The 13,671-nt window shown below is 71.1% G+C and carries 13 protein-coding genes and 1 pseudogene; 10 read left to right on the plus strand and 4 right to left on the minus strand.

What is annotated here, in order from left to right; genetic code table 11:
* The first annotated feature begins 2 nt into the window (after nt 1–2).
* From ACQEVM_RS18095 to ACQEVM_RS18125, 7 genes are all read left to right on the plus strand, one after another.
* Nucleotides 3–1,103 (plus strand): FecCD family ABC transporter permease, encoded by a 1,101-nt coding sequence (locus ACQEVM_RS18095; RefSeq protein ID WP_433085247.1) that lies wholly within the window; start codon nt 3–5, stop codon nt 1,101–1,103.
* The gene (locus ACQEVM_RS18100) at nt 1,100–1,948 is read left to right on the plus strand and encodes an ABC transporter ATP-binding protein (protein WP_433080259.1); all 849 of its coding nucleotides are present in this window, start codon (nt 1,100–1,102) and stop codon (nt 1,946–1,948) included. Before ACQEVM_RS18095 ends, ACQEVM_RS18100 begins: the two co-directional genes overlap by 4 nt.
* 276 nt (nt 1,949–2,224) lie before the next feature.
* Nucleotides 2,225–2,350: a hypothetical protein gene (locus ACQEVM_RS18105; protein ID WP_433080261.1), complete on the plus strand. Its 126-nt coding sequence runs from the start codon at nt 2,225–2,227 to the stop codon at nt 2,348–2,350.
* Nucleotides 2,351–2,455: 105 nt separating this feature from the next.
* The gene (locus tag ACQEVM_RS18110) at nt 2,456–3,880 is read left to right on the plus strand and encodes a YcaO-like family protein (RefSeq protein WP_433080263.1); all 1,425 of its coding nucleotides are present in this window, start codon (nt 2,456–2,458) and stop codon (nt 3,878–3,880) included.
* A gap of 51 nt (nt 3,881–3,931) precedes the next feature.
* Nucleotides 3,932–4,954, plus strand: coding sequence for an LLM class flavin-dependent oxidoreductase (locus ACQEVM_RS18115; protein WP_433080265.1), 1,023 nt, complete (start codon nt 3,932–3,934; stop codon nt 4,952–4,954).
* On the plus strand, nt 4,951–6,309 hold the full coding sequence (locus ACQEVM_RS18120) for an MATE family efflux transporter (protein WP_433080267.1): 1,359 nt from the start codon (nt 4,951–4,953) through the stop codon (nt 6,307–6,309). Before ACQEVM_RS18115 ends, ACQEVM_RS18120 begins: the two co-directional genes overlap by 4 nt.
* 384 nt (nt 6,310–6,693) lie before the next feature.
* Nucleotides 6,694–7,293, plus strand: coding sequence for a DUF4142 domain-containing protein (locus ACQEVM_RS18125; RefSeq protein WP_433080269.1), 600 nt, complete (start codon nt 6,694–6,696; stop codon nt 7,291–7,293).
* On the opposite strand, the gene ACQEVM_RS18130 is transcribed toward ACQEVM_RS18125, so the two are convergent.
* Both ACQEVM_RS18130 and ACQEVM_RS18135 read right to left on the minus strand, forming a co-directional pair.
* Nucleotides 7,247–7,411: a hypothetical protein gene (locus tag ACQEVM_RS18130; protein WP_433085249.1), complete on the minus strand. Its 165-nt coding sequence runs from the start codon at nt 7,409–7,411 to the stop codon at nt 7,247–7,249. The two genes, ACQEVM_RS18125 and ACQEVM_RS18130, sit on opposite strands and share 47 nt — an antisense overlap.
* 82 nt (nt 7,412–7,493) lie before the next feature.
* Nucleotides 7,494–8,225, minus strand: coding sequence for a YczE/YyaS/YitT family protein (locus ACQEVM_RS18135; RefSeq protein WP_433080271.1), 732 nt, complete (start codon nt 8,223–8,225; stop codon nt 7,494–7,496).
* Between the two features lie 61 nt (nt 8,226–8,286).
* On the opposite strand from ACQEVM_RS18135, the gene ACQEVM_RS18140 reads away from it, so the two are divergent.
* A complete protein-coding gene (locus ACQEVM_RS18140) occupies nt 8,287–9,690 on the plus strand; it encodes a PLP-dependent aminotransferase family protein (protein WP_433080273.1) in 1,404 nt (467 codons plus the stop codon).
* A 673-nt stretch (nt 9,691–10,363) separates the two neighbouring features.
* On the plus strand, nt 10,364–10,873 hold the full coding sequence (locus ACQEVM_RS18145) for a MarR family winged helix-turn-helix transcriptional regulator (RefSeq protein ID WP_433080275.1): 510 nt from the start codon (nt 10,364–10,366) through the stop codon (nt 10,871–10,873).
* A 220-nt stretch (nt 10,874–11,093) separates the two neighbouring features.
* Here ACQEVM_RS18145 and ACQEVM_RS18150 read toward each other — a convergent pair whose 3' ends face one another.
* The gene (locus tag ACQEVM_RS18150) at nt 11,094–11,273 is read right to left on the minus strand and encodes a hypothetical protein (RefSeq protein WP_433080277.1); all 180 of its coding nucleotides are present in this window, start codon (nt 11,271–11,273) and stop codon (nt 11,094–11,096) included.
* Between the two features lie 226 nt (nt 11,274–11,499).
* The gene (locus tag ACQEVM_RS18155) at nt 11,500–13,395 is read right to left on the minus strand and encodes a potassium channel family protein (protein ID WP_433085251.1); all 1,896 of its coding nucleotides are present in this window, start codon (nt 13,393–13,395) and stop codon (nt 11,500–11,502) included.
* Between the two features lie 107 nt (nt 13,396–13,502).
* Between ACQEVM_RS18155 and ACQEVM_RS18160 the strand changes: the two are divergent.
* Nucleotides 13,503–13,643, plus strand: a pseudogene (locus tag ACQEVM_RS18160) (hypothetical protein); the annotation flags it as partial.
* Nucleotides 13,644–13,671: the final 28 nt, after the last annotated feature.

A 13,671-nucleotide genomic window follows, 5' to 3' on the forward strand; every position in this document is an offset into this window, starting at 1 on the left:
ACATGGGCACGGACCCGGCCAAGGCGCCCGCACAGGTAGCCGATCCGGCGAAGACCCCGGCGTCCGGGGCAGCCCGCCGCCGGGCCGTTCCCTACTCGCTGCTGCTCGCCGCACTGGCCATCCTGCTGGCGGCGACGGCAACAGCGGGCATCGCGATCGGTTCCATCAACGTCCCGGCCGGCCAGGTCTGGGGCATCCTGCTGCACCGGATCCATCCGGTCCTCGCCGATCCGACCTGGACGCCGGTCCGCGAAACGATCGTCGTCGACGTCCGGCTCCCCCGCGTGCTGCTGGCCGGTGTGGTGGGCGCGGGCCTGTCGGTGTCGGGGATGGCGCTGCAGGCCCTGGTCCGCAACCCGCTGGCCGACCCGATGCTGCTGGGCGTCTCCTCGGGTGCATCGGTCGGCGCGGTACTGGTCCTCGTCTTCCACGTGACCCTGTTCGGAATGTTCTCCCTGCCCCTGGCGGCATTCTGCGGAGCCCTGGCCGCGCTGGTCGCGGTGTACTTCCTGGCGCGCACCGGCGGACGGATGACCACCGTACGGCTGGTGCTGGCGGGCGTGGCCATGGCCGAGGTCCTCTCCGCGGTGGCCAGCTTCCTGATCGTCACCTCCAACGACCCGCAGAAGACCCAGTCGGCCCTGCGCTGGATGCTCGGCGGACTCGCCGGCACCGCCTGGACGACGGTATGGATCCCCGTAGCCGCCGTGCTCCTCGGCACGGCCGTCCTGCTCGGGGTGTGCCGTTCCCTCAATCTGCTGTTGGCCGGGGAAGAAGCCGCCGCGGCGCTCGGCCTGGACGTCCACCGCTTCCGCGGCGCCCTGTTCACCCTGGTCGCCCTGATGATCGGCACCATCGTCGCCGTCAGCGGCCAGATCGGCTTCGTCGGGCTGATCATGCCGCACGTCGTACGCCTCCTGGTCGGCGCCGACCACCGGCGTGCGCTACCCGCCGCCGCCCTCTTGGGCGCGAGCTTCCTGATCGCCGCCGACCTGGGGGCGCGCACGCTCATGAGCCCGGAGGAGATACCCGTCGGCATCCTCACCGCCCTGGTCGGCGGCCCGTTCTTCCTCTGGCTCATGCGACGCAAGGCGGTGCGATGACCGACCGCCCGACACCCGAGCCCGGCACCCTCGATGCCGAGGATGTCACCGTGGTGGTGAACGGCCGGGCCCTGGTCGACCGGGTCTCCCTACACGTGGCACCCGGCGAGGTGCTGGCCCTCGCAGGGCCCAACGGCGCCGGCAAATCCACCCTCCTGCGGACCTTCTACCGCGCGCTGCGCCCCACCTCCGGACGGATTCTGCTCGACGGCGAGGACGTGTGGCGGATGCCCGGCAAACGCCTCGCGCAGCGCCTCGCGGCCGTACTTCAGGAGTCCGCGGGCGACTTCGAACTCACCGTCTACGACGTCGTGGCCATGGGACGCACACCGCACAAACGCGCCTTCGCGGGCGACGACGCCGAGGACCGCGCGATCATCATGGACTCGCTGGAGGAACTCGACGTCGATGCCCTGGCGCACGCCCCGTTCGACCGTCTCTCGGGCGGGGAGAAGCAGCGGGTCCTGATCGCCCGCGCACTGACCCAGCGCACCGGGACCATGGTCCTGGACGAGCCGACGAACCACCTCGACCTACGCCATCAACTCGACGCGCTCCGGCTCGTCCGGAGGGTCGGAGTCACTGCCGTGATCGCCCTGCACGACCTCAACCTCGCCGCGTCCTTCTGCGACCGGATCTGCGTGCTGGACGGCGGCCGCGCGGTCGCGACCGGAACACCCGAGGAGGTCCTCACCCGGGACCTGCTGGCCGATATCTACCGTGTCGAGGCGGAGGTCTCCCCGCATCCGGGCACCGGGATCCCCCAAGTCACGGTGCTTCCTGAATCACGCCACTCGAACATGAATCGGGCAGACGGAGGAAATCAAGCCAACCGGACTCCATGACTCTGCGGAGGGGCGAGGCGGGCCGAGCCTGCGGATCGGCACTGCCGACGGCTCATGCGTTGTCGCCCGCCACCCCCGACCCATCCGCTACGAACCCGTCACGGCAGCCGGGTGCGCAAGACGAGCGTCCCCGTCAGTGGGAACGGCCGGATGGCGCCACGCTCCCACAGGGGGTATTGAGCCGCCGCGCACCCCGCCCCTACATTTCCGCATGTCACTTGTTATTGCGCAGGATATGCAACAGCGTCTCCTGCGCCGATCCCAAGGAGGACGCACATGGCGCATGCGGGCTGGGCCGAGCCGGAAGAGCCGCAATCGGGCTGCCTGAAGTCCCACACCCCGGCGGTCGACGCGCCGTTCGAGTGGCGCGAGGACACCGAGGAAGAGCAGAGCGGCAGCTGAACCGTGCGGTGGGAGGCGACCTCGCGTCGCTTCCCACCGCATGTCGTTGCGGGCGAAGTCGCCCCGTGAGCGCATCACCTGTTCTGCGGACCGAGGAGTGTGGAGATGCCTGTGGCCCCTTCCGGCCGGACAACACCGGCGGAACGCACGACCGAGGACGCGGAGGTGACCGACCGGCTCGCGGACGCCGGGCTGCGCCTGATCCGAGGAGTCGTCCAGGACCGTCCGCGGGTGGAGACGGTGCCGAGCTGCGTCTCGTACAGCGCCCACCTGTCCACGGACCCCGCAGCCGCGTCGGCCGCGGTCGACACCGTCACCGGCGGCGCCGCCCTCGGGGACCACGCGGCGGCACGCCGAGCGGCGGTGGGCGAGGCGGTGGAGCGCTACTGCGGCAATCTCGTCCCCGATGCGCTGCCGACCGCCTCCCACACCCAGCTGGTCGCAGCCGGTCGCACGGCCGTGGATCCGCGCGAGTTCGCCCTGTACTCCCCCACCCAGTACGCCCAACGCGGCTTTCCGTTCGTCGCCATGACATCCGACCTGCCCATCGCCTGGACGACCGGACGCGATCTCCGTGACGGCGAGGAGGTCCTGGTCCCCGCCTCCCTGGCGTACGTGAACTACTTCCGGGGTGCGCGTCGCGGTGAACCGCCGACCAACTATCCCGTCCTGGCCGGCACGGCCGCGGGCCCGACCCCGGAGCATGCCCGACTCGCGGCCCTGCGCGAGGTCCTGGAACGCGACGCGGTCACCCTGTGGTGGCTCAGTGGCGCCCCGGCCGCCCCGCTGCCGCCGGCCGCGGACGAGCGGCTCACCCTCGCACTGGGCGAGGCCGCGGCCTCCGGACTGCGCGTGACGCTCCTGCGGATCCCCTCCACCTTCAACATCACGGTCGTCGGTGCCTTCATCGAGGATCCGGCGCGGCGTCTGGTCGCCTTCGGCAGTGCCTGCCGCGCCACACCGGAGGCCGCCGCGGCCAAGGCCCTCACCGAGGCCATCGGGATGCACGAGACCTCCCTGGACCTACTGGAGGGCGGCAGCGGCTTCTGGACCGCCGTCCGCGCCGGCCGCATCGACCACCGCCCCTACCGGCGCCACCGGAACGACCGCGCCTACCTGCGGGACTTCCGCCCGGACTGGCGCGACGTCAACGACGTCCGCCTCCACGTCCAGGTCCACCTCGACCCCCGCATGCAGGACTCCCGACTGCACCGCCTCCGCGCCCCCCGCACCGAACACCGCGGATACGCGTCGCACGACGCCGGCCGGCAGGCAGGCCTGCAGGAGTACCTCGGCCTGCTGGCCGCCCAAGAACTGCGCGCCATCGCCGTGGACCTGACCCACCCGCAGGTCCGGACCGCAGGTCTGTACGTCGCCCGCGTGATCGTGCCCGGCCTGTCCTGCAACGCGCCCGCCGCCTTCCCGTTCCTCGGGGGCCGGCGCCTCCACCGCGAACCCGTCACCCGCGGCTGGATCCCCCGCCCCACCCACGAGTCGGACCTGATCCTCGCGCCCCTGCCGTTCTCCTGACACCGGGCGGGCCGGGCGTACACCTCCACCCACACGAGAAGGAGCACCTGCATGCACCTCGGGCTGGCCCTGGGCTACGGCGGAGAGCCGATCGAAGAACTCCTCCCCATCGTCGACCGCGCCGAGCGGATCGGCGTCGACTCCGTGTGGAGCGTGGAGGAGTACGGCCCCGACGCGGTGAGCATCCTCGGCTACCTGGCCGCCGTCACCCAACGCGTCAAGCTCGGCACGGCCATCATGCAGATCCCCGCCCGCACCCCCACCACCACGGCCATGACCGCCATGACCCTCGACATGCTCTCCGGCGGTCGCTTCCAACTGGGCCTCGGCCTCTCCGTCCCGTGGATCGTCGAGGGCTGGCACGGGCAGCCCTACGCCGAACCCCTGCGCCGCACCCGCGAGTACGTCGAGATCGTCCGCAAAGCCGTCGCCCACGACACCCGCGTGGAACACGACGGCCGGATCTACCAGGTCCCCTACCGCGGCCCGGGCTCCAGCGGCACCGCCCGCCCGGTGAAGTCGGACATGACACCGCTGCGCCCGGACATCCCCCTCTACCTGGGCGCCATCGGACCCCGCAACGTCACCCTGACCGGCGAGATCGGCGACGGCTGGCTCGCCGGCATGTACGCCCCCGAACACGAAGCCGCGCTGACCGCGCCCCTGGACGAGGGCCTCGCCCTCAGCGGCCGCAAGCCCACCGACGTGAAGATCAGCCCGATCCTCTACGTGGCCCGGGCCGGCACCGTGGAAGAAGGCCGCGACCAGCTGCGCCCCCTGTTCGCACACCTCATCGGTGCGGTCGGCCCCGGCGGACGCAACACCTACTTCGACGTCGCCTGCCAGATGGGCTACGAGGGCCCCGCGCGCACCATCCGCGCCCACATCGCCAAGGGCCACAAAGCCGACGCGTTCGCCGCGGTCCCCGACACCCTGCTCGACGAGGTCGCCCTCCCCGGCCCGCTGCCCGCCATCGTCGACCGCATTCTCGCCTGGAAGGACTCCCGCGTCGACACCCTCGTCCTCCTCAGCCGCGACACCGAACTCCTGGAAGCCGCCCAGGCCGCCCTGTGACCGCACACCGGCCACCGAGCGTGCGCGGGGTCTGGAACCTCGCCTACCCGCTGCTGATCGCGGGCCTGACCCAGATCACCCTCAACATCGTGGACACCGTCCTGCTCGCCCGGCTCTCCACGGACGCACTCGGTGCGTTCGCGCTCGCCGCCCCCGTGTACCTGATCGCGCTGATCGTGGTCCGCGGCTGGTCGACCGCGGTACAGGTCCAGGTCGCCCAGCGCCACGGCGCGGGACGCCCCGACGAGGTCGCCCAGGTCGTGCGTACCGGCGTGTTCACCGCGCTCGGCGCCGGCGTCGCCGTCGGGACGGTGCTGTACGCCGCCGCCACACCGGTACTCGTACTCCTCGGGGCACCGGACGACGTACTCGACCAGGGGACCACGTACCTGCGCGTCCTCGCCTGGGCCGTGCCCTTCGCCGCCGTCTCCTTCACCCTGCAAGGAGCCTGTGCGGGCATCGGCGCCACGCGGGTCGCGATGTACCACGCCCTGCTGGTCAACCTGGTCAACCTGCCCCTCGGCCTGCTCCTCATCTTCCGCGCGGACCTCGGCGTCACCGGCGCCGCCCTCGCGACCCTCGCCGCCACCGCGGCAGGAACCGGCTACCTCCTCCTGTACGGCCGCAGCCGGCTGCCGCGAGCCGCCCCGGGGGCCGGGGACACGCGTGACATCCGGCGCGCGCTGTGGCGGATCGGATGGCCGGAGATGAGCACGATGGGCATCGGCTACCTCAACGAGGCCCTGCTGGCCGGGTTCGCCGCCCGCATGGGCACCCTCGACCTGGCGGCGTACCGGATCGTCGACAACCTGCTCCTCGTCGTCTTCACCGTCCTGGCGTCGGGCGCCTCCGCCGTCACCATCCTGGCCGGGCAGGAGCTGGGCAGCGGTGATCGCGAACGGGCCGACGCCTGGCACCGCTGCGGGGCACGACTCCTCCTGCTCTTCCTCGCCGTGCCCGCCACCCTCACGCTCACCCTCGGCCGGCCGTTGATCTCGCTGGTCACCTCCGACCCTGCGGTCGCCGAACTGGCCTGGCGGGCAACGCCCCTCGCGCTGCTGAGCATGGCGCCGATGGTGCCGGCGATGTCCCGAGGAGCCCTGCTACGGGCCGCGGGAGACACCCGGGCCCTGATGATCGCTTCGGTCACCAGCGACTACGTCCTGCTCATCCCCCTGGGATGGCTCCTCGGCCTCCACACCGGACTCGGTCTTCCCGGCCTCTACCTCGCCTGGACGGCATTCGCCGTCCTCTACGCCGTCCTGGTCCACGCGCGCTACAGGCGACGGTTCGAGCCGACCTCACCGTCGAAGGGTGCACACGTCGACCCTGTCGACGAGCAACACCTCGGCTGATGACCGACGGCACCCAGGAAGAAGGCCCCCGGGCTCTGTCGTCAAAGGCTCGCCTGACCCGCGGCGCCACTGTGACGACAGGGCCTGGAAACCACCGTGCGGGGAAGAGCCCTCAGCGCAAGGGGCGGGGGACGGTCGGCGCTTCGAGCCGGGATGTTATCCGGTGTCCGCCACCCGCCTCCAGCTTTTGTGCACGATCGCTAAATCAATTTGTTTGCCCAGGGCAAAGGTTAGCGTGGCCGTGCCCAAGGTTCCGGGCGCCACAGCGCCGGCGCCGGCGAACCGTCGTGCACTCCAGGAGGCATGATGAAATCTCATGCGCGCAGTACCCGGCCCCCGTCCCGTCATCGCCGTGGCCGCCTGATGGCCGCGACTGTCGCGTCCGTGGCGGTCATCGCCACTGCGGCCGGGTGGCTCTCGCTCAAGAACGACTCAGTCGACGAGTCGGCTTCCGCCAACCTCCCGACGTCGAGCTCAGGCCTCGCAGTGCCTCAGGCCGCCGACACCGACGCGGTCAACGCGTTGGACAAGACCTTCCTCACCAAGGTCCGACAGGCCGGACTGTGGGAGATACCGGCGGGCCGCCTCGCCCAGACGAACGCATCGAGCGAAGCGATCAAGCGGGCCGGCCTGCATCTGCTCGATGGACACAGCAAGCTCGATCAACTGGTCCGCGAGGACTCCGAGGCACTCCACGTACCCATCCCCGACCAAGCCACAGCCGAACAACAACGCTGGGTTGACCAGTTGCGAAGCACTCGGGGAAGCGCCTTCGACCAACTCTTCGTGGACCTGCTCCGCTCGTCCCACGGAAAGGTGTTCATCACCATCGGTGAGGTCCGCGCATCCACCAAGAACTCCCTGGTGAGACGACTTGCGACTCAAGCCAACACCACCGTCCAGGACCACATGGATGTGCTGGAGGACACCGGGTTGGTCACTGATGCCACCTTGGACGATGTCGCGTCCACCCTTCCCAAATGACCGGCACCACCTGCGTCAAGAAGCCGAAACGACGCCGCCGGCTGCGGACCGTGTCGGGAGCGATCCGCAGCCGGCGCGACACCTCCGTCACCGAGTGCCCATCCGCGCACTCCCACACGATCCGCGACCGCTGAGCCAAGGCCTGGGCCGGCCGTTCGTGACGGTCGGGGGCGGGTGAGAGCGGTAGGTGCGGTGGGAGTTCATCGGCTGCGCCGTGTGGTGGGCGCGGAAGCCTCGGGAAGGCGGACCGCCACCAGGGGCAGGAAGCAGCCGACGAGAGGCCCCATGCACAGTGCGATCAGTACCGTTCCGACTCCGAGGGTTCCGCCCAGTAGCCAGCCGGCGCCGGCGACGATGACTTCGATGCCGGTGCGGACCACGGCGAGAGGCAAGTGGGTGAGGCGTACGAGTCCGGTCATGATGCCGTCGCGTGGTCCCGAGCCGAACTGCGCGCCGAGGTAGAGCGCGTCGAAGAACGCGAGTGCGGCCAGGCCGAGGACGAGGTATCCGATCCGGGTGAGTGGCCCCTGGGGTTGGGGTAGCACGGCAGCCGTGGCATCGGCGGCGAACCCGACGATCGCCACGTTGAGGAGCGTGCCGAGCCCGGGCGGTTCCCGCAGGGGGATCCATGCCAGGAGCACGAGCAGTGAGATCAGGTTGGTCGCCCAACCAAAGGAAATTCCGACGGACTTGGCCGTCCCCTCCGTGAGCACGTTCCAGCCGGCGGCGCCGAGTCCGGACTGGACGAGGAGCATCACGGCGGCCCCGTACCCCGCCAGGCCGAGCAGCAATTGGGGGATGCGACGCGCTTTCCGGGCTGCCCGGACCTGGGCGAACGCGTTCATGCGCGGGATCAGGGGTGTCACGGGCAGGTCGTGAGGAGCCGTGGCGGGGGTGCGTTCCGTGGAGGAAGGAAGTGCCGGAGGTGTCATGCGGTGAGTCTCCGGGTCATCTGGCCCTGGGTTCCATAGCCAGATTGCCTATGCTGGTCGGGTGAAGATCAGCTCGCACGCGGTGGCCCGAATGCTGGGGACGTGGCAGGAGGGGCCGGGGCCGGCGCACCAACGGCTCTCCGACCGGCTGCGTCTGCTCATCCTGGACGGACGCGTCTGCCTGGGTGCGGTCCTGCCGAGCGAGCGCGACCTGGCCACCGCACTCGGCACGAGCAGGACCACGGTGGGTGCCGCGTTCCGCACGCTGGTCGAACACGGATACCTCGCCACTCAGGCTCGTACCAGGGCGACGGTACGGCTGCCCGGCGACACGACACCCCGCAACCCGCCGCGCACGGACGCGGAGACCATCGACCTGTCGTTCGCCGCGCCGGCCGCGCCCGTCGAGATCCTCCACGCGGCGTTCGCGACGGCGCTCGAACAGCTGCCACGCCATTTCGAGCGGCACGGTTACGACCGGTACGGCACCGCGGAGCTGCGCGAAGCAGTGGCCCGGTGGTACGAACGGCGGGGGTTGCCCACCCGACCCGATCACATCCTGATCACCAACGGCGCGCAGCACGCGCTGGCGCTCCTGACGCGCGTACTCGTCTCGCCGCGCGACACGGTCCTCGTCGACCATCCGACCTACCCGCACGCGATCACAACCTTCACCGAGGCGCGCGCCCGTCTCCTGCCCGTCCCCGTGGGAGCCGCGGTGGGCTCTGCCGGCTGGGACATCGAGCAACTCTACGCCGCGGGGCGAGCCGCGCACCTGGCCTACCTGATCCCCGACTTCCACAATCCGACGGGAATGTGCATGCCCGTGGGCGTACGCCGAGAGCTCACGCTCACGTGCCCCACCGTCGTCGACGAGACGATGACCGATCTGGCTCTGGACGTTCCGCGACCGGAACCCCTGGCCCTGCACATGCCGACAGCGATCAGTATCGGCTCGGTGTCCAAGAGCGTCTGGGGCGGCCTGCGCACGGGGTGGATCCGCGCGCTGCCCTCCCTCCTGGACCGCGTCGCGCAAGCCCGTCCCACCACGGACCTGGGCACCCCCGTCGTTGAACAGCTCGCGACAGCAGTGCTTCTGAATGGACATCAGACGCGGCGGTCCGACTCGCTCCGGCACCTCAAAGCGCAACGTGAAGCCCTGAGGCAAGCACTCACCGAATACCTCCCGGACGTCCACACCCTGCAATCGGTCGGGGGTGTGACGCTCTGGGCGACGTTCCGCGAGCCCATCAGTTCGCGACTCGCAGCCGTGGCGCCCGACCACGGGGTGACGATCGCGGCAGGCCCACGCTTCGGGGTCGGAGGCGCTTTCGAACGCAACATCCGACTGCCGTACACGCTCTCACCCGAGCAACTGACCGAAGGGATCCGCAGGCTCGCACGGGCACAACGGGCGCTCCGTCACGGCGCCACCGGAACACATACCCCCGCACCCGTCGCATGAGAGCGGCGACGGCGCGATGACGCGGCCCGCCGGGCAGCCATCAGGTGGACGATCCTGCGCCAGTCCTGGCAGGCGCCTGCCCGCAGACCATGGATGTCGCGGCTGCCCTGCGTGGCGACGGTCAAGGCGACGTGTATGGGCCCGATTCGCGGTGGCTGCCGGGTGTCGGCAACGTTCCGGCGGCCGTGAGTTCCGCGCCGGGCCGGTATCGCATCGGGACGGCGTACTTCAAACTCGCCCGCACCAACGATCGTTCGTCGGACGGCACTTCCGGGCAGCCCGGCACTGACGACCGGGCGCCGCTGAACCGTCTGCTGACCGCTTTCGTCACCGCTTCCGGTGCCCGACACCGCTGTCCCACCGCCTGATCGAGCCTCATGGTGCCCATCCGGAGCGGCGTTGTCCGGCTGCTGCCCGCCGGCCGACGCGTCCGCGATGCGCCGCGCGCACCCGGTACCCGAACTACCGAACACCGCCCGGCGGACCGGCGGATGGCCGCACCCCGGCCGTCGGATTCCTGGTACCCGCACTCCGTTGGGCTCTGGGACGGCTCGACGGTCCCTTCCCGTGGCCCCGCCCTGATGATCAGGTCCGGTGACCGCCCTGTCGCTTCTGCGCTGCTGATGGCAGCCCGGTCAGCGGGGAAGGGCCGACGAGCGGTACAAAGAGAGGCATGACCCAGCACCCGCAGCCGGCGGATCCCGTGTCCGGCACCGACGTGGACGACGTGACCCGCGCCGTCCTGACCGCCTCTCGGCTCCTTGTGGCCGTCTCGGCCCGTTCCCTGTCCTCGGTCGAGGACAGGGTGACCCTCCCACAGTTCCGCATGCTGGTGGTGCTGACCACGCGTGGAGCGACCAAGCTGGTTGGGCTGGCGGAGCTGCTGAGGGTGAATCCGTCGACCGCGATGCGCATGGTGGACCGGCTGATCGCGGCAGGTCTGGCCGACCGGCAGACGAATCCGACCAACCGTCGCGAGACGGCGCTTACGGTCACGGACAACGGACGACGTCTCGTGGAACAGGTCACCGCGCGTCGGCGTGCGGAGATCACTTCGATCGTGGAACGCATGGATCCGATGCAGCGCACCGCGCTCGTCGACGCCCTCACGGCGTTCAGCGACGCCGGCGGGGAACCACCGGTTCAGGACCGTGCGATCCACCCTCTCGGCTGGAGCGATTGAGGGCGCCACGGAGTGAGGACGTCCCTTCGAAGTTCCGAGCCGGCTCTGATCTGCCCGCCCGTTCGTGACGGAAACCGACGGCACTCCGTACGCCATCGCGCCAAGGCCACGGGGCCACGGCCGGCGAGCGCCTCCTCGCAAGGGGCGTCAGGTCTTGGTCGGCACGGGTTCGGCTCGGCCGTGCCCGGGCCGATGGCGCAGCTCCTACGGCCGCTCCGCCTCAACGCCGGCGCGAAGCGAGCCACACCGCGACCGCGGCCGCCAGGGCCAGAGCTCCTAGCGCGAGGAGTGGCATCCCCGGGGTGCCGGGCAGCACGTACATGACCGCTCCGGCCGCCGTGAGGATGATCCCGAAGGCGAGCAGGGGCGAGAGCGGACCGGGCCGGGCTCGGCGTGGCATGCGAAGGATCTCCTGGCAGGGAGGAGGAACAGGCAGGCCCAGCGTCCCATGCCGCGGGGGCGGGGTACAGGCCCGCCCCCCTCGGCGCGCGTCACAAGGTGCGGCGCTTGGTGGTGAACGCGTGGCCCACGACGTTGCCACCGAGGCCGAGGCCGTCGGCGGCGTCCCACGGGTAGTGGACGCCGAGTTGGATCCGACCGCCGGCGTCTTCCTCGGCCGCGCTTCATCACGCCGGCCGCTCAGGCACCGGGGGGCTCACCCGTCCGTGGCCGAGCAGCTCGGCGAGGCCGCGGCGGGTGGCGGCCAGGACCACGCGGTCCTGGGGCTTGAGGACGTAGCCGGGGTGTAGGTCCCACACGAGGGCAGGATGCCGTACGGCGTCGTCGCCGGGTGCCGTGGCAAGGTCAGGGCGACGATCGTCCGGGGACGCGGTGTCCAGGGCGATGACCCGCCATGCGCCGGGGCGGAAGGACTCCGTGATGGTGCGCCCGTCCAGCTCCGGATGCCCGGCCACCTCGACCGCCGCGAACAGCAGGACGCGGCGTTCCACCGGGATGGCGCCGAGGATCTGGCGGCCCATCATCGCGCCGGCGAAAGCGGGTGCGGCGAGATGGGTGACGCTGCGGCTGCGGGTGAGGGCGCCCGGATGGGCGGCGCGCAGCGTGCGGTAGACGGCGGTGGCGAAGTCGTCGTCGTACAGCCGCATCACGACCCGCACCTCGGGCTTCACTGAACGCGCGTACAGGGCGGCCTCGAGGTTCGTGGTGTCCGAGCTGGTCATGGCCAGCAGGGAGTGGGCACGGTGGATGCGGGCCGCTTCCAGCACGCCTTCGTCGGTGACGTCCCCGATGACCACCGGGACGTGCAGGCGGCGAGCGAGCGCGACGCCCCGGGCTTCGGGGTCGGACTCGATACACACGACGGGGATGTCGAGCTCCCGCAGCCGGGCCAACACACGCGCTCCGATCTTGCCCAGCCCGAGCAGTACGACATGGCCGGACAGCCTGCGCGGCGGTCGGCGCAGGGCGGTGGCCGTGCGGAATGCGCCGAGGCCTTCGAGTGCCGCCGCCACGAGGACCGGCAGGAGGAGCAGACCCACGAACCCGGCCAGGATTTGGAGGACTTTCCGCTCCGGGGGCTCCTCGACGGCCGGGTCGTTGATCGCGAAGATGTCGAGCAGGGTGACGTAGGCGGCGTGCAGCGGAGGAACCCCGGTGGCCACCCATGCGCCGACCGCAAGCGCGGCGACGGCGGCCACGATTCCGGCGAGGGACCAGTTCAGTCGTCGGGAGAAGAGCGAGGAGAGCGGGAAGGACACCGGAGCCGGCCCCCTGCCCCCGCGCGCCGGTCCCTCGTACGCCACCGCTTCGAGTGCCACGATGCCGCGCCCGGTTGCGGCCGTCACGGCGCCGGCGTCGGGGAGGAGTTGGGGGCCGCGGTCCCCGCTCAGTTCCGAGCCTTCGCTTCCTGCCGGGTCGCTCGTGGTAGCCGAGAGCAGGGCCAGGGTGCACAGGCCGGGGTCGGCGACCTCGCCCCGACCGGGCGGAGTGCGCTCCACCGCGCGCAGGATCAGGCCGTCCGCCTGTACCACCTTGCCGGTGCCGGCGATCGCCGAGGCGGCGAGGGCCGGCGCGGCCGTGTCGGCGTCGGAGAGGACCGTGGTGGAGGAATCCAGCTCGCGCAGGTCGATGCCGGGTTCGGCGACCATGGCGGCCTGGTCGAGGAGTTCCTCCAGGTGCTGGCCGAGCTTGCGGTTGTAGAGCCGGATCACCAGGCGCAGCCGGGGGTTGAGCCGCCGCGCCACCAGGGCGGCCCGTACGTTCATCTCGTCGTCCTCGTAGACGAGGGCCAGCGCGGCGGCCTCCGCCACCCCGGCCGCGGTCAGCACCTCCTCGTCCGGTTCGGCGGCGTCCAGCACCCGCAATGCGTCCTCGGCAAGGCGCGCCCCGACCCGGGACCGCCCCCTCGCGACGGGCACGCGTCCGAGGAGGTCCGGTCGCCGCGCCGCGCTCGGCTCGGGACCAACGGTCGCGGGGGCCACGAGGGTCACGTGCTCCCGGTAGACGTCGCGCAGCTCGGCTGCCAGTCGGCGGGCGAGGCCGTCGTCGCCGCAGATGACCATCCGGCCTGCGGCGTAGGGCTGTTGGGGGTGCGTGGGTATCGAGGACACGGTCTCAGGATGCCGTGCGGTGATCCACTTGCGTCACCCGCCGCGGGCAGAGCGAGCCGACCGTCCGGGTCCTTGCCGGCGCCGCCCTGGCGGCCGTGACGACGGCACTCACCCTCTGGGTAGAGAACGACGGCGCCCGAGAGTTGCCGGACCTCGTCGACGAGGCCTTCGGGGTTCTGCGAGGCGCCTCCGGAGCCTGATCCGTTCGCTCAGCAGAACCTCAGATCC

Origin of the sequence: Streptomyces sp. CA-243310, from assembly GCF_050936775.1 — a bacterium.
Classification (GTDB): domain Bacteria; phylum Actinomycetota; class Actinomycetes; order Streptomycetales; family Streptomycetaceae; genus Streptomyces.